General features: G+C 50.0%; 14 protein-coding genes and 1 pseudogene. 5 read left to right on the top strand and 10 right to left on the bottom strand.

Features of this window, described 5'->3' with window-relative positions; translation table 11 throughout:
• The first annotated feature begins 304 nt into the window (after positions 1-304).
• Entirely contained in the window at positions 305-430 is a 126-nt protein-coding gene (locus TW89_RS12200; protein ID WP_003678791.1) for a hypothetical protein, read from the top strand.
• 68 nt (positions 431-498) lie between these two features.
• On the opposite strand, the gene hflX is transcribed toward TW89_RS12200, so the two are convergent.
• The 4 genes from hflX to lptF form a co-directional block, all read right to left on the bottom strand.
• Positions 499-1,659: a GTPase HflX gene (gene hflX, locus TW89_RS11550; protein WP_128581509.1), complete on the bottom strand. Its 1,161-nt coding sequence runs from the start codon at positions 1,657-1,659 to the stop codon at positions 499-501.
• A gap of 44 nt (positions 1,660-1,703) precedes the next feature.
• The gene (locus TW89_RS11545; protein WP_283114746.1) at positions 1,704-2,924 is read right to left on the bottom strand and encodes a glycosyltransferase; all 1,221 of its coding nucleotides are present in this window, start codon (positions 2,922-2,924) and stop codon (positions 1,704-1,706) included.
• A 118-nt stretch (positions 2,925-3,042) separates the two neighbouring features.
• Positions 3,043-4,113, bottom strand: a complete 1,071-nt coding sequence (lptG, locus tag TW89_RS11540; RefSeq protein ID WP_003745632.1) for an LPS export ABC transporter permease LptG — start codon at positions 4,111-4,113, stop codon at positions 3,043-3,045.
• Positions 4,110-5,225 (bottom strand): LPS export ABC transporter permease LptF, encoded by a 1,116-nt coding sequence (gene lptF / locus TW89_RS11535; protein WP_004519285.1) that lies wholly within the window; start codon positions 5,223-5,225, stop codon positions 4,110-4,112. The genes lptG and lptF overlap by 4 nt, the downstream gene beginning before the upstream one ends.
• A gap of 158 nt (positions 5,226-5,383) precedes the next feature.
• On the opposite strand from lptF, the gene TW89_RS11530 reads away from it, so the two are divergent.
• The 3 genes from TW89_RS11530 (at position 5,384) to znuD (ending at position 9,884) form a co-directional block, all read left to right on the top strand.
• A complete protein-coding gene (locus TW89_RS11530) occupies positions 5,384-6,793 on the top strand; it encodes a leucyl aminopeptidase (protein ID WP_128581508.1) in 1,410 nt (469 codons plus the stop codon).
• A 101-nt stretch (positions 6,794-6,894) separates the two neighbouring features.
• A complete protein-coding gene (locus TW89_RS11525; protein ID WP_128581507.1) occupies positions 6,895-7,377 on the top strand; it encodes a cupin domain-containing protein in 483 nt (160 codons plus the stop codon).
• A 218-nt stretch (positions 7,378-7,595) separates the two neighbouring features.
• Positions 7,596-9,884, top strand: a complete 2,289-nt coding sequence (gene znuD, locus TW89_RS11520; RefSeq protein WP_128581506.1) for a TonB-dependent zinc receptor ZnuD — start codon at positions 7,596-7,598, stop codon at positions 9,882-9,884.
• Positions 9,885-9,968: 84 nt separating this feature from the next.
• On the opposite strand, the gene TW89_RS11515 is transcribed toward znuD, so the two are convergent.
• Positions 9,969-10,781, bottom strand: coding sequence for a phosphatidylserine decarboxylase (locus TW89_RS11515; RefSeq protein WP_128581505.1), 813 nt, complete (start codon positions 10,779-10,781; stop codon positions 9,969-9,971).
• 225 nt (positions 10,782-11,006) lie between these two features.
• Positions 11,007-11,273 (bottom strand): hypothetical protein, encoded by a 267-nt coding sequence (locus tag TW89_RS11510; protein ID WP_128581504.1) that lies wholly within the window; start codon positions 11,271-11,273, stop codon positions 11,007-11,009.
• A 340-nt stretch (positions 11,274-11,613) separates the two neighbouring features.
• Between TW89_RS11510 and TW89_RS11500 the strand changes: the two genes are divergently transcribed.
• Entirely contained in the window at positions 11,614-11,940 is a 327-nt protein-coding gene (locus tag TW89_RS11500; RefSeq protein WP_128581503.1) for a hypothetical protein, read from the top strand.
• A 173-nt stretch (positions 11,941-12,113) separates the two neighbouring features.
• Here the strand turns inward: TW89_RS11500 and TW89_RS11495 are convergent, their stop codons facing one another.
• The 4 genes and pseudogenes from TW89_RS11495 to sucC form a co-directional block, all read right to left on the bottom strand.
• Complete coding sequence (locus TW89_RS11495) at positions 12,114-12,521, bottom strand: phage holin family protein (RefSeq protein ID WP_049330957.1); 408 nt, start codon at positions 12,519-12,521, stop codon at positions 12,114-12,116.
• A gap of 110 nt (positions 12,522-12,631) precedes the next feature.
• A complete protein-coding gene (locus TW89_RS11490) occupies positions 12,632-13,066 on the bottom strand; it encodes a DUF883 family protein (RefSeq protein ID WP_036491523.1) in 435 nt (144 codons plus the stop codon).
• A 193-nt stretch (positions 13,067-13,259) separates the two neighbouring features.
• A complete protein-coding gene (gene sucD / locus TW89_RS11485) occupies positions 13,260-14,150 on the bottom strand; it encodes a succinate--CoA ligase subunit alpha (RefSeq protein WP_070734676.1) in 891 nt (296 codons plus the stop codon).
• A 10-nt stretch (positions 14,151-14,160) separates the two neighbouring features.
• A pseudogene (sucC, locus tag TW89_RS11480) lies at positions 14,161-15,326 on the bottom strand (ADP-forming succinate--CoA ligase subunit beta).
• Positions 15,327-15,367 lie beyond the last annotated feature (41 nt).

Here is a 15,367-nt window from a genome sequence, read left to right as displayed (position 1 = left end):
TTAGCAAAAAGCGTTTCTCCGCCTCTTTTCATTCAATTTTGAATTAACAGGCTGTCGGATTTTGTAAAAAATATGGAAAACAAAGTATTGACCGTTTATCAAACGATGAACGGTAACATATAAATACCGTTTATCTTTAAAAACTTCCGATTATTTTAATGTAAAAATGGAACTTTTTTAAAAATCCCGATACATTCTTTGTTGACCTCAATCCATTTAAGCAGCATACTTTAGGCATTCCGCGAAGACGGAAATCAAAAAACACACATTTACTTATAAAACTAACTTATTGGGAAACCTCACCATGATTGATCGCCTTATGCCTATTTTTGCCGTTATCGGCATTTTGTCCAGCACCGTATACCTGAGCCTCGCCGCTTGGATGCTTTACGAAAGCGTGTTCAAAAAGAAAAGCCCTCTGTCGGCATAATCCTCAGATTTAGAATTTTACGGTAAGGCCGTCTGAAGATTCAGACGGCCTTGTTTCATTCCATACTATCAAGCACTTGGCTGTACGGCCAATTCAATCATTGCTTCGCGCAAACCGTCCAGGCCCAAACTTTCGGCAACGGAAACATTCACGCCGACCGCCTGTCCGGAATTGTCGCGCAAAATGCCTGCTTCACGCATACCCGACGGCAGCAAATCAATTTTGTTGTACACCACCAATTGCGGAATCTCATGTGCGCCGATTTCTTCCAAGACTTCGTTGACATCGTCCATCTGCCGTTCAAAATCGGGATTGGACGCATCAACAACGTGCAGTAGCACATCCGCCATCGCCGTCTCTTCCAAAGTAGCGGAAAACGCCGACACCAGCTTGTGCGGCAAATCGCGGACGAAGCCGACGGTATCGGTCAAAATCACGCTCGCCTCGTGCGACAGAAAAAGCCGACGCGCAGTGGTATCCAAAGTGGCGAACAACTGGTCTTTCGCCAATACGTCCGCTTTGGTCAAACGGTTGAACAGGCTGGATTTTCCGGCATTGGTATAGCCGACAATGGCAAAGGTTTTCAGACGGCCGCTCATGCGCGATTTGCGGCGCGTGGCGCGTTGTTTACGGACATCGGCAAGCTGTTTTTTCAATGCCGTGATTTTTTGTCCGATTAAACGGCGGTCGGTTTCCAGCTGGGTTTCGCCCGGCCCTTTCAAGCCGATGCCACCCTTTTGGCTTTGCAAATGTCCATAACCGCGTACCAGCCGTCCGCTCAAATGGTTCAACTGGGCCAATTCCACCTGCAACTTACCTTCCTGCGATTGGGCACGTTTGGCAAAAATCGCCAAAATCAAACCCACTCTGTCGAGGACGCGGCATTGAAGCTCTTTTTCCAAATTACGCTCTTGCGTCGGCGTGAGTTCGTGGTTGAACACGACCAGCCCGACATCATGCTGCTTGACCACTGCCGCCAACTCTTCCGCCTTGCCCGTACCGACAAACAAAGCCGGATGCGGTTTGTCGCGACGTGAAGTTTCGATAGAAACCAAATCGCCACCGGCCGCGTTTACCAATTCTGCCGCTTCGGTCAAGGCCGTCTGAAAGCCGCGCTCGCGCGTTTCGTTTGCGCCGGAATAGTCCGCCGTCAGCATCACGCCGACCAAGAGGACGCGTTCGGGCTTTTCCAAAGATTTATCGACGGAAAACAGATTGCGCTTGCTCAAAAAATTTCCTTTCAGACGGCCTGACGGCTGGGTCAAAGTGCTGATTAACGGTTTTTCAAAATATCGGCGAAATATTCGGTCACTTCTGCCAAACGTCCGCCTTGCACGGCATAAGGCTGCATGACGGCCACCAACTGCTCCAATACTTCGCGCGTTTCGGTTTGCGCGTGTTCGCGGTAGAGCCACATATTTTGCATGGTCACCGTGGTCAATTCCTCGCGTACATTCAGCAAGAGCAAGTGTCGGCAAGATTCATAGCCTTGGCGCAAATCGCCGGCCGCATATGCGGTAACCGACAATTCATAGTCGATGTCCAACTGATAAACATTGCTTTGGACAAAGAGAATATCGTCTGTTGGGAACGGAATGCGTTTCGCCATCAGGCCGATTGCATGGGAAATGCGGTATTTCCCTTCCTGACGCAGCATGGTTTGCGCAAGGTAGAGACACTCGGCACGGCGCGGATTGTAATCGTAGCCTGCCAACCAGGTTGCCAAGGCTTCATCGCGTTTGCCCATTAATTTGTAGCACTCGCCCAGCTGTTGGTAAGAAACCGACACTTCCTCGATCCAACCGCCCAATTTGATGCGTTTTTTAAACCATTCGCTCGCACGCTCGGGCATATCAGAATCCCAATAAGAACGCGCCGCGTAAAAGGCGTAACGCGGTTTCAGGTCTTCATCTTCAGGACTGTAAAACGCTTTTTCCAAAGAAACGGCGTCAAGCAGGTATTTGTTCGCCATATTGCTGCGCGCGCCGAAACGGCCGCTGAGAACCGTATAGTCGCCATGAAGCGTGGCTTCGCTGGTATCTTGTTTGTCGGTTTCGATAAACTCATGCAACACGCCGCGCCAGTAGAATGTACCGTCATTGCGCAACAACAGCGGACGGTAATAAACCACGCTGCCCATGGCATTTCTCATGCGGAGGCGGTAGCGGTCGGCGGTCAGTTCGGGTAATTCCAATTTGCCTTCAAAGCGGTCGTCCGCATCAAAAATCAACACATAATCGGTTTTGCCTTTTGCGTGTTTCAACGCCTGATTGCGGTTGTATGCAAAATTTTGCCAACCATCATGATGAATCTCACCCGCGATGCCCTTTGCATCAAAAAAGCGGCGGATCACGCCGGCGGTATCATCGGTCGAGCCGGTGTCGCTGATGACGTAGTAGTCAAGTTTGATGTGGTCGGTGATGTTGGCCAGTGTTTCTTCGATGATTGCCGCTTCGTTTTTGACAATCATATTCAAGCAGATGGTTTGGGACATTTTCAATAGCCGCATTGGTTTGGAAAGGTATTATTTTACTTTAGCATTTTGTTTTTTGCACACAAAATACTCAGGCCGTCTGAAGATTGCCTTTCAGACGGCCTGAAGTTTATTTTGCTTATCTTTTTTCCTGACGGCGTATCAGATACACCGCCAACAGTGCAAATAAAACCGTCGGCAATGCGCCTGCCAAAAACGGCGGCACGCCGTACAACTGGCTGGTAAAGCCGAAGAGCCGTCCGGCAAAGTGAAACAGCAAACCGAGGCAGATACCGCCGAAGAGTTTCAAGCCCATATTGCCGTGGCGGGTGGTTTGCGGGGTAAAGGCGAAGGCAACAAGCGCCATGACCCATGCGGCAACGGGATACACCAACTTGCGCCACCATGCGATGGCATAGACTTGGGTATTTTGGTTGTTTTTTTCCAGATGGTCGATGTAGGTAGTCAATTCGCCGACAGACATTTGGTCTGGCTTGACGAGCAATACGTCCATCAGGTTGCGTTTGACGGAAATCGGCCAGTTTTCTTCGGCGGCGGTAGAAACCTCGACTTTATCTTCGCCCAATATGCTGCGACGGATATTTTTCAGCTGCCAACTGCCGTCGGGATTCAAAACGGCGGATTCGGCTTCTGCCGCTTGGGTCAGTTCATTTTTATCGTTGCGCTGCCAAATTTTGATGCCCAAAAGCGTATGGTCGGGCAGCATTTCGCGCACGTTGATGATACTGTTTTTTTCTTTCAGCCAAAGGCCGGTATTGCCGGTACTGATTTTGCCGTTGATGGCGGCGGCTTTGATGTTTTCGGCTTTTTGGCTCAGCGTGGGGGCAACCCATTCGCCGAGCGCGACGGTGGCAATGGCGAAAATCAAACCGAACTGCGACAGAATCAACAGCAGCTTTTTGGTGCTCATGCCGCTGGCTTTGATGACGGTCAGTTCGCTGCCGGAAGCCAGTTGGCTGAGGGAAATCAGGCCGCCGATCAAAACGGCGAGCGGCATCAGTTCATAGGCGCGCGCAGGCATCTGCATTAAAACATACTGCCCCAATTTTGCGCCGTTATAGCTGCCTTTTCCAAGATCACCGACTTCGTTGATGATTTCAAAAAAGCTGTACAAAGCGAGGAAGGCAAGGAGGGCGTAAACTGCCATAACCGCCATTTGACGGATGATGTAACGTGAAATCAGGTTCATTTTCCGCCTTTCAATGTCAGACTTTTGGCAACCGCCTGCCAAAAGGGTTGGCTGGGCATACTGCGCACGCGCAGCAGGACGACGGCAATCACGAACATGATGATGTGCATGGGCAGCAGTCCGAGCCAGAAATGGATTTTACCGTCTTCCACGGCATTGCGCAGGAAGGTCAGCCCGTTTTGGTAAACCAAAAACAAACCGATGGCAATCAGGATATTGTAGGTGTGGCCGCTGCGCGGATTGAAATAGGAAAGCGGCACGGCAAGCAGGCACAACAACAAAACGCTGACGGTCAAGGAAATACGCCACATCAATTCCGCTTGGTGTTGGGGATTGCTGCTGCCAATCAGTTGGGCAGTCGGAATGGTACGGCGGTGTGAAACAGGGTCGATGAGTTTGGGCGTGGTGCTGATAATCAGGCTGAGGTGTTGGAAAGAAACGCGGTTGTAATCGGCTTTGCCGGGTGTACCGCTGTAACGGTAGCCGTCGCGCAATTCAAGCGTACGTTTGTTGTCTGTCAGCGAAAAATTGCCCTCTTTGGCAAAAACGATGTTGTCGTTGCCGTTTTTGTCCTGTTCGCGCAGGAACAGGTTTTTCATGATGCCGGATTCGGTATCGAAGGTTTCGACAAAATAAACCCTGCCGTTGCGCTTGCCCAAGCTATTAAACTCGCCGGCTTCCACCAAAGACAACTCCTGCTTCTGCTTCAAAATTTCGGCATATTCACGGCTGCGCAACTCTGCCCACGGCATTACCCAAAGCTGCATGACGGCAATCAAAATGGCAAACGGCACGGCAAACTGCATGACCGGGCGTATCCATTGTTTCAATGCCAATCCGCAGGAAAGCCAAACCGACATCTCGCTGTCGCGCCAGTAGCGGGTCAATACGGTCAACGTACTGATAAATGCGGTCAACACCAGCAAAAGCGGGGTCATGCCGATTACCCAAAAGCCGACTAAGGCCAACACGGCATCGATGGCGACACGCCCATCGGCTGCACGGCCAAGCAGGTTGATGGCCTGCGTCGACACCAATACCGCCAAGAGGACGACAAAGATGCCGACGGCGGTAAAGGAAAGTTCTTTAATAAAGTTTCTTTGGTAAATCATAAGATTGAGCGTGGTATACGGTTTATGGGAAACCTATATTTATTAATAAGGCTTCAGACGGCATGACACAAATGGAGTACAATGATTTTCATCTGTTTGGACGGTTGGTCAACAGGCCGTCTGAACAACCGACAATCGTTCCAATCAGGAGAATAAACGTGAAATTTAGCACAAAAGCCGAAACTTTGCAGGCTCAACAGGCAGGTGCGCAATTATTTGTCTGCGCCGAAGCATCTCAACTGAGCAACCCGACTGCCCTCGCCCTCTTCGCTTCCCTTGAAGAAGGTCAAAATTTCGCCGACACCAAAATCCCGACGGACAACGGTTTGCAAGCCATTGCCGTCGCCCGCCTCGCTAAAACTGACCGCGCCGCATTGAACAAAGCCGCAGCCGAAGCCGCCAAATGGGCGCAAAATCAAGAAACGGTCAATGTGGACGTTCACGCTTTCGATGAAGCGCAAGCAGCAGCCATTGTCGAAGCGTTTGCGATTGCGTTCGGCAATACCGCCTACCGTTTCGACCGCTACAAAAAAGAAGCCAAACCTGCCAAATTTGCAGAAGCCGTGTTCCACAGCGCACACGAAGCCGCCGTCAAAGAAGCCCTGCGCGTTGCCGAAGCGCAAGTTTACGGACAAAGCCTCTGCCGCGACTTGGGCAATGCCGCGCCCAACGAATGCACGCCTGAATTCCTCGCGCGTACCGCCAAAGCCGAAGCCGAAAAATTGGGCGCACACGCTAAAATCATTGAAAAAGACTACATCAAAGAAAACATGGGTTCGTTCTGGTCTGTCGCCAAAGGCAGCGTCGAAGATCCATATTTGGTCGAACTGAGCTATTTCGGTGCGGCCGACAAAGAAGCCGCGCCTGTGGTATTGGTCGGCAAAGGCATTACCTTCGACACCGGCGGCATTTCCCTCAAACCCGGCCTGAACATGGACGAAATGAAGTTTGACATGTGCGGTGCGGCAACCGTCATCAGTACCTTCTGCGCCGCCGTCAAACTGCAACTGCCGATCAACCTGATTGCCATCGTCGCCACTTGTGAAAACATGCCTTCCGGCGCGGCCAACAAACCAGGCGACGTCGTGAAAAGCATGAAAGGCTTGACCATCGAAGTCTTGAACACCGATGCCGAAGGCCGTCTGATTTTGTGTGACGCGCTCACTTATGCCGAACAATTCAAACCCAAAGCCGTTATCGACGTCGCCACCCTGACCGGCGCGTGCATTATCGCCCTGGGTCATGACGTCAGCGGCGTAATGGGCAACAATCAAGATTTGGTCGACAGCCTGCTGGCCGCTTCTCGCAACGTGGACGACAAAGCATGGCAACTGCCGCTCTTTGAAACCTACAAAGACCAGCTCAAATCCAACTTTGCCGACATTCCAAACATCGGCACGCCCGGCGCAGGCACGATTACCGCCGCAACATTCCTGTCTTACTTTACCGAAGACTATCCATGGGCACACCTTGATATCGCAGGTACAGCATGGAAATCCGGCGGTGAAAAAGGCGCTACCGGCCGTCCTGTTCCTTTATTGTTGAACTATTTGCGCAATGTGAAATAAATCTTGGGGGGAAGCCTGCGGGGTTACACATTTCAACCCCGCAGGCCGTCTGAAAACGGAATCCGCATTATCTGACTCAACCTGACAAACGGAGAACCACCATGAAACCACTATTTGCCGCATTATCTGTTACCCTTCTGCTCGGCACATCCATAAGCGCGCAAGCTGCCGAACAAACCACCCCCACCGACCGCAGCATCCAAGTGTATAAAAAAGCCGACTTAGCCGAATGGAACCGCGAAAATGCAGCCGGAGGTCAAGGCCCGCTACTCGGCAGCTTTGCCTTCACGCGCCATCAAACCGCAGAACAAGATGCATTCAAAGAAATCGGCTGGCTCACATTACCGCCGGGCGCCTCCATTGGGCAACACAAACATACCGGCAATGAAGACGTTTACATCATCGTATCCGGCAAAGGCCTGTTTACCGATAGCGAAGGCAAACAAACCGAAGTCGGCGCCGGCGACATTACCATCGCCCGCCCCGGCCAGTCCCACGCACTCAAAAATATCGGCAAAAAGCCGTTGGTATTCTTAGATTTGATTGCAGAGACTGCTGGCGCTAAAGCCGCCGAAACCAAGTAATGCTTTCAATGAAAGCAAACAATCTGCCATGACTTTCTGCCTTACCCAAACCAGGCAGCAGAGAGATTGTTCCGTTTTCATTTAAACCTACATACAAGCTAAAGGCCGTCTGAAAACCACGCTTCGTTTTCAGACGGCCTTTTTTCTCAAAAATCTTATCATATAAACAATGAAATGTTATATAATAACAGCCTTTCGAAATATGATGAGAAACTAAAATGACACAAACCACACTCAAACCCATTGTTTTATCTATTCTTTTAATCAGCACCCCCATCCTTTCCCAAGCGCATGAAACCGATCAGTCGGTGGACTTGGACGAGGTTACCGTTGTCGGTAAAAGCCGTCCGCGCGCCACTTCGGGGCTGCTGCACACTTCGACCGCCTCCGACAAAATCATCTCCGGCGATACCTTGCGCCAAAAAGCCGTCAACCTAGGCGATGCTTTGGACGGCGTACCGGGCATTCATGCCTCGCAATACGGCGGCGGCGCGTCCGCTCCCGTTATTCGCGGTCAAACAGGCAGACGGATTAAAGTGTTGAACCATCACGGCGAAACGGGTGACATGGCGGACTTCTCGCCCGACCATGCCTTAATGGTGGACAGCGCCTTGTCGCAACAGGTCGAAATCCTGCGCGGCCCGGTTACGCTCTTGTACAGCTCGGGCAATGTAGCCGGTTTGGTCGATGTTGCCGATGGAAAAATCCCCGAAAAAATGCCTGAAAACGGCGTATCGGGCGAAGCCGGATTGCGTTTGAGCAGCGGCAATTTGGAAAAACTGACATCCGCAGGCATCAATATCGGTTTAGGCAACAACTTCGTGCTGCATACCGAAGGCTTGTACCGCAAATCGGGCGATTACGCCGTACCGCACTATCAAAAAGAAGAAGGCCGTCTGAAACGACTGCCCGACAGCCATGCCGATTCAAAAACCGGCAGCATCGGGCTGTCTTGGGTAGGCGAAAAAGGCTTTATCGGCGTGGCGTACAGCGACCGTCGCGACCAATACGGCCTGCCTGCTCACAGCCACGAATACGATGATTGCCACGCCGACATCATCTGGCAAAAGAGTTTGATTAACAAACGCTATTTGCAGCTTTATCCGCACCTATTGACCGAAGAAGACGTCGATTATGACAATCCGGGTTTGAGCTGCGGCTTCCACGACGACGATAATGCACACGCCCATGCCCACAACGGCAAACCGTGGATAGACCTGCGCAACAAACGCTACGAACTCCGCGCCGAATGGAAACAGCCTCTCCCCGGTTTTGAAGCCCTGCGCGTACATCTGAACCGCAACGACTACTACCACGACGAAAAAGCAGGCGATGCAGTAGAAAACTTCTTCAACAACAAAACACACAACGCCCGTATCGAGTTGCGCCATCAACCCATAGGCCGTCTGAAAGGCAGCTGGGGCGTGCAATATTTGGGACAAAAATCCAGCGCGCTTTCCGCCATTCCCGAAACCGTCCAACAACCGATGTTGATTGACAACAATGTGCGCCATTACAGCTTTTTCGGTGTAGAACAGGCAAACTGGGATAACTTCACGCTTGAAGGCGGCGTACGCGTAGAAAAACAAAAAGCCTCCATCCAGTACGACAAAGCATTGATTGATCGGGAAAACTACTACAACCAGCCCCTGCCCGACCTCGGCGCGCACCGCCAAACCGCCCGCTCGTTCGCACTTTCAGGCAACTGGTATTTCACGCCACACCACAAACTCAGCCTGACCGCCTCCCATCAGGAACGCCTGCCGTCAACGCAAGAGCTGTACGCTCACGGCAAACACGTCGCCACCAATACCTTTGAAGTCGGCAACAAACACCTCAATAAAGAGCGTTCCAACAATATCGAACTCGCGCTGGGCTACGAAGGCGACCGCTGGCAATACAATCTGGCACTCTACCGCAACCGCTTCGGCAACTACATTTACGCCCAAACCTTAAACGACGGACGCGGCCCCAAATCCATCGAAGACGACAGCGAAATGAAGCTCGTGCGCTACAACCAATCCGGCGCCGACTTCTACGGCGCGGAAGGCGAAATCTACTTCAAACCGACACCGCGCTACCGCATCGGCGTTTCCGGCGACTATGTACGAGGCCGTCTGAAAAACCTGCCTTCCCTGCCCGGCAGAGAAGATGCCTACGGCAACCGTCCTTTCATCGCACAGGACGACCAAAACGCCCCTCGCGTTCCGGCTGCGCGCCTCGGCTTCCACCTGAAAGCCTCGCTGACCGACCGTATCGATGCCAATTTGGACTACTACCGCGTGTTCGCCCAAAACAAACTCGCCCGCTACGAAACGCGTACGCCCGGACACCATATGCTCAATCTCGGCGCAAACTACCGCCGCAATACGCGCTATGGCGAATGGAATTGGTACGTCAAAGCCGACAACCTGCTCAACCAATCCGTTTACGCCCACAGCAGCTTCCTCTCTGATACGCCGCAAATGGGCCGCAGCTTTACCGGCGGCGTAAACGTGAAGTTTTAAAACTAGATAGGCAAACAAAAAAGGTTTTCAGACGGCCATCTGAAAACCTTTTTCTTGTTTTAACCAATCATTTAAAACTGACTATTAATCTTTCAATACATCTTGCACAGCCGCTTGAATTTTAGCCGCCGCTGCTTCGATTTGCTGCTGTTCGGTAGATTGGCTTGCCACTGTTTCAGCCGGAGCAGCTTGTGAAACTGGCGCGGCTTGTAGAGCTGCGGCTTTAGGCTCAGATTCAGTTTGCGGCGCAGTCAGCGGCAAACGCGCCAATACAGTGCTGACACCGGTAACTTTATCGCCAATCGCCACTTGCGCCTGCGCATCGACAGGCAGATACATATCCACGCGCGAGCCAAAACGGATAAAGCCATAGCGTTCGCCACGGGACAGTTTCGCACCTGCTTGGGTGTAGCACAAAATACGGCGCGCCACCAAACCGGCTACTTGAACAAAAGTAATTTCACGACCAGAAGCCGTAGTCGCCAACACCGCATTACGTTCATTTTCCGTACTGGCTTTGTCCAAATCCGCATTCACGAATTTGCCTTTGTTATAGACCACTTTCGTTACCGTACAATCGGCAGGCGATTTTTGCGAATGCACGTTGAACACGTTCATAAAAATACTGATTTTCAAAGCATCGACATCACGATACGGATCGCGTGCGCGCTCAACCACCACGATACGGCCGTCAACCGGGCTCAACACCGCTTCAGGATTTTGCGGAATTTCACGCGCAGGGTCGCGGAAAAACTGCAAAGCAAATACGGTAAACACCCAAAACGGCAAAGACCACCAGCCGCAACACATCGACACTAGCAGGCTCAAAGCCAAACCGCCGCCGATAATCGGCCAGCCCTCACGGGCGATAATCGGGTGGGGATACAAACGGTTCATCACTTATCCTTCATTTAATAATTTCAAAATTGCCGCCATTATATCTGAAACTCCAAACATTGAGGCCGTCTGAAATGTTCAGACGGCCGGTGTCTTTTGTAAAAAATATTCAACATAGATAAAGTTTCAGTTTCAGCAACACAATGACGCAGCGTCCTCAACAAGCGGCTCACACGAGCCAACAACTCGCCGCAAATATCATTTTGACCAAACCTCCGCCCTCGATTATCTCGATAAACCCAGTATGACCGCCAATACCAGCCAAATCCAATGCCGACGGCGCGATGTAGAAAACAAAGAGCGTTGAGACAGCAAACGCGTTTGGCTCAACTGATACGCCACATCTGCGAGCTTAATCAACTGATTGCCCTGTCGTGTTTTGCTTTCTTCCGCTTTACGCAGTTTCAAATTTTCCGCTTCAATCCGCAGCCGCACCAGCTTAGCTTCTAAAAGCAGCAGCTCGCGCTCTTCTTCATACTCCTGTTGCTTCATCGTCCGCATCCTTATCTATCTCACCGCGCAAATACGCAATGTCTGATCGAATATCCTGCAAGGTTTCAGCCACACGACTGCCCTGCTCCCGATAATCTGCCGATACTGTTTAAAATGATACAGTATAATCAACAGCTTCATAAAAAATACCTAAAAATATCCTCAAAGCCACCAAATTTGACAATGCTATCTCAATATTATCTCTTTTCAGGAAAACATAAGGCTTAAACAAAAGAAGATGTAACTGTCCTAAAAAGTTAAAAATTTGAGAGTCTTTTTCCAATAAGAAATAACAACTCGAGATCTTCTGCTACCATAATACTCAAAGGAGGGAACCAGAATGAATAATGCTAAATTAGTGATTCCAAATTGTAATGAGTTTATGTCTATTTATGGGTTTGATTGCGAAATAGACGATGTTATTCAGACCGTTAAGTTTGTTAACGGTGATGAACAAGTTACTTTGAGCTTTGATCTGACAGTAAATTCTGTCCGACTCTTGTTTTACAGAAAAGATTATATTGTCATTGATCTTTATCTAGAAGATCTGTCGGAGCTATATGTGGATGAAAATGGTAATTACCTATCATTTGAATTTTCTAACAGTCTTCATATCCTGATAAAACTCTATCCCCAAATTAATATTACTGGAACTACCCTGCTATAGATAACCAGAACAAATCTTTCTTTACTGATTATTTGAGGACAACCCCTTATCATTAGAGAGCAAGTGCCTAATCAAGGTTTCAAGAGTATCTTAAAAGCTACGAGAATATTTTTATGTCTATCTATGACGGCATTTGCAATAAAATTGACATATTCTAATATTCTTAGAAAACTCTATACTCCTGTTGCTTCATCGTCCGTATCCTTATCTATCTCACCGCGCAAATACGCAATGTCCGATCGAATATCCTGCAAGGTTTCAGCCACACGACTGCCCTGCTCCCGATAGTCCGCTGATACTTTGCGGAACAATACGGCAATAATCAGCAGGCTCACGAAGAAAATGCCGAAAAATACCCACAAAGCGGCCACATCCGACAGCACGCGGTTCAAGCCGAACAGCAAACCGACCAAGCCCACCATCAACAGCGCGCCGGACAACACCAACCAGATCGCCAACCGGAACACATTCTCCGCCTGACGCGTCAAATCCAAGCTCAATACCTGCAAACGCAACAGCAGCAAATCCGCGCCCTGATTCAACAAAGCCTTGCCATGTTCAAAACGCTGGCGAATTCCCATCTTAACTATCCTTTTTTTCAGGAAAACATAAGGCAGAGGCCGTCTGCACGGCGCAATGAAATCCATGATTTCATGTGCACGCCTATTCAGACGGCCTTAACATATTCACATTAACGACGGTTCAACAACACACCGACAACCAAACCGGCCAATGCGGCAAAACCCATCGCATAATATGGTTTTTCATGCACCACTTCATCAGCTTGTTTGGCACCGCGTTTCAAACGCGCACCTGCATCGGCTTCAAATTCGGCAAAACGCTCTTTGCCTTCTTTCAAACGCTCCTGAGCTGCTTCTTCAAACTGCTCGTATTTCTCACGCGCACGCTCGGCATGATGGCGCAAACGTTCGCCGGCCTCTTCTTCAAAACGGCTCAAACGCTCTTTGGCCACGGCCAATTTTTCTTCCAATTTGGCTCGGGCTTTGCTGCCCTCTTCCGAACCGGCTTCAACACCATTGCGGTACAACTCTTCCACATCATCCATCACTTCTCGGATGTCTTTCAGCAAAGCCTCGCGACGTGCTTCAAAATCGTGTTTTTTCATGCTTTTCTCCTTGATATAGGTTGATATGGTTACAGACTGTTTATCTGTTAATAAATTATAACCGTTTATTCTAAAATAAACGTTAATTTAAATAAAATTAAGTGCTTATTATGAAAACAAGCAAATGAAATTTAAAAAAAGGCCGTCTGAAAACTTCAGACGGCCTTTTCAATTCAGCTTAAAGACTCAAGTCTTATGCCAAACCTTTTGCTTTCAACACTTCCAGCATGGTAGTGCCCAACTCGGCAGGGCTGCGGGTGTAAGCGATACCGGCTTTTTCGAAAGCGGCGAATTTTTCTTCGGCAGTACCTTTACCACCGGAGATAATCGCACCGGCGTGGCCCATACGTTTGCCTTTAGGAGCGGTAACACCAGCGATGTAACCTACAACAGGTTTGGTTACGTTGGATTGGATGTATTCGGCTGCTTCTTCTTCCGCAGTACCGCCGATTTCACCGATCATGATGATGGCGTCGGTATCTGGGTCTTCTTGGAAGAGTTTCAGTGCGTCGATTTGGTTCATACCAGGAATCGGGTCGCCGCCGATACCGATACAGGTTGATTGACCCAAGCCCAGTTTGGTGGTTTGTGCCACGGCTTCGTAAGTCAATGTACCGGAACGGGAAATAATACCGATGCGGCCAGGTTGGTGGATATGGCCCGGCATAATGCCGATTTTGCACTCACCCGGAGTAATCACACCAGGGCAGTTAGGGCCGACCAAGCGGGTACCGTTGCCGTTGGTTTCCAAGTAGCGTTTGGCTTTGAGCATGTCCAGAGTAGGCACGCCTTCGGTAATCACAACGACCAAGCCTACGCCTGAATCAACTGCTTCAACGATAGAGTCCAATACAAACGGAGCTGGAACGTAAATTACAGATGCGTCTGCGCCGGTTTCTTTAACGGCTTCTTTCATAGTGTTGAATACAGGCAGGTCCAGATGGGTTTGACCGCCTTTGCCCGGGGTAACGCCGCCGACAACTTTAGTGCCGTAAGCCAGAGCTTGTTCGGAGTGGAAAGTACCGTTTTTACCGGTGAAACCTTGAACCAATACTTTGGTGTCTTTATTAATCAATACGCTCATTCTTTTCTCCTTAGGCGTTTACGGCTGCAACAATTTTTTCGGCTGCGTCATTCAGGCCGTCTGCAGAAGTCAGTTTCAGACCTGATTCGTTCAGGATTTTCGCGCCGAGTTCGGCGTTGTTACCTTCCAAACGAACAACGACAGGAACGTTGACGTTGATTTCTTTAACGGCTGCCACGATGGCTTCCGCAATCATGTCACAACGTACGATACCGCCGAAGATGTTGATCAATACGCCTTTAACGGATTTGTCTTCCAAAATCAGTTTGAACGCTTCAACCACGCGGTCTTTGGTTGCGCCGCCGCCAACGTCCAAGAAGTTGGCAGGTTGGCCGCCTTTGAGTTTGATGATGTCCATAGTGGCCATCGCCAAACCGGCACCGTTAACCATACAGCCGATGTTGCCTTCCAGGGCAACATAGTTCAGGTCGAATTCAGAAGCTTTCAGCTCACGTTCGTTTTCTTGAGATTTGTCGCGCAATTCAGCGATTTTTGGCAGGCGGTAGAGCGCGTTGCTGTCGATGCCGATTTTGCCGTCCACGCAAGCCAGTGCGCCGTTTTCGCGAACTGCCAATGGGTTTACTTCAAACAGTGCGAAGTCGTTTTCGATAAACGCTTTGTACGCACCGGTCATCAATTTGACGAACTCGTTGATTTGTTTGTCTTTCAAGCCCAATTGGAACGCAACTTCGCGAGCTTGGCAAGGTTGCAGGCCAACCAGCGGATCAACGGTTACTTTGAAGATTTTTTCTGGAGTTTCGGCAGCAACTTTTCGATTTCCACGCCACCTTCGGTAGAAGCCATGAATGTAACGCGGCGGGTAGAACGGTCAACCACTGCGCCCAAGTACAGCTCGGTTTGAACCGGATACATGTCTTCGCAAACCAAAACGCTGTTGACAGGTTGGCCGTTGGCATCGGTTTGGTAAGTTACCAAGTTGGTGCCAATCAGGCTTTCAGCCACTTCTTTAGCTTCTTCGCGGCTTTTAACGACTTTTACGCCGCCCGCTTTACCGCGGCCGCCGGCGTGTACTTGTGCTTTGACAACAGCGAATTTGCCGCCCAATTTGTCGTAAGCTGCAGCGGCTTCTTCGCCGTTGTGTGCCAAAATACCGCCTTGTACGGGCAAACCGTAGCTAGCCAGCAGTTCTTTAGCCTGATACTCGTGTAAATTCATGGATTTCTCCTTAAGGTGAGTGGGTTTTAGGAATCGCCCTG

Source organism: Neisseria flavescens, assembly GCF_001618065.1.
In the GTDB taxonomy this organism is placed as follows: domain Bacteria; phylum Pseudomonadota; class Gammaproteobacteria; order Burkholderiales; family Neisseriaceae; genus Neisseria; species Neisseria flavescens_A.
Note: the sequence above shows the minus strand (reverse complement) of the source record. Positions and strands in the feature narration are given on the sequence as shown.

Excerpts from the sequence above, each read along its gene's own strand:
- sucD (WP_070734676.1), bottom strand. The coding sequence starts at position 14,150 with ATGAGCGTATTGATTAATAAAGACACCAAAGTATTGGTTCAAGGTTTC.
- TW89_RS11510 (WP_128581504.1), bottom strand. The coding sequence starts at position 11,273 with ATGAAGCAACAGGAGTATGAAGAAGAGCGCGAGCTGCTGCTTTTAGAA.
- TW89_RS11490 (WP_036491523.1), bottom strand. The coding sequence starts at position 13,066 with ATGAAAAAACACGATTTTGAAGCACGTCGCGAGGCTTTGCTGAAAGAC.
- TW89_RS12200 (WP_003678791.1), top strand. The coding sequence starts at position 305 with ATGATTGATCGCCTTATGCCTATTTTTGCCGTTATCGGCATTTTGTCC.
- znuD (WP_128581506.1), top strand. The coding sequence starts at position 7,596 with ATGACACAAACCACACTCAAACCCATTGTTTTATCTATTCTTTTAATC.
- TW89_RS11515 (WP_128581505.1), bottom strand. The coding sequence starts at position 10,781 with ATGAACCGTTTGTATCCCCACCCGATTATCGCCCGTGAGGGCTGGCCG.
- lptG (WP_003745632.1), bottom strand. The coding sequence starts at position 4,113 with ATGAACCTGATTTCACGTTACATCATCCGTCAAATGGCGGTTATGGCA.
- lptF (WP_004519285.1), bottom strand. The coding sequence starts at position 5,225 with ATGATTTACCAAAGAAACTTTATTAAAGAACTTTCCTTTACCGCCGTC.
- TW89_RS11545 (WP_283114746.1), bottom strand. The coding sequence starts at position 2,924 with ATGTCCCAAACCATCTGCTTGAATATGATTGTCAAAAACGAAGCGGCA.
- TW89_RS11525 (WP_128581507.1), top strand. The coding sequence starts at position 6,895 with ATGAAACCACTATTTGCCGCATTATCTGTTACCCTTCTGCTCGGCACA.
- TW89_RS11500 (WP_128581503.1), top strand. The coding sequence starts at position 11,614 with ATGAATAATGCTAAATTAGTGATTCCAAATTGTAATGAGTTTATGTCT.
- TW89_RS11495 (WP_049330957.1), bottom strand. The coding sequence starts at position 12,521 with ATGGGAATTCGCCAGCGTTTTGAACATGGCAAGGCTTTGTTGAATCAG.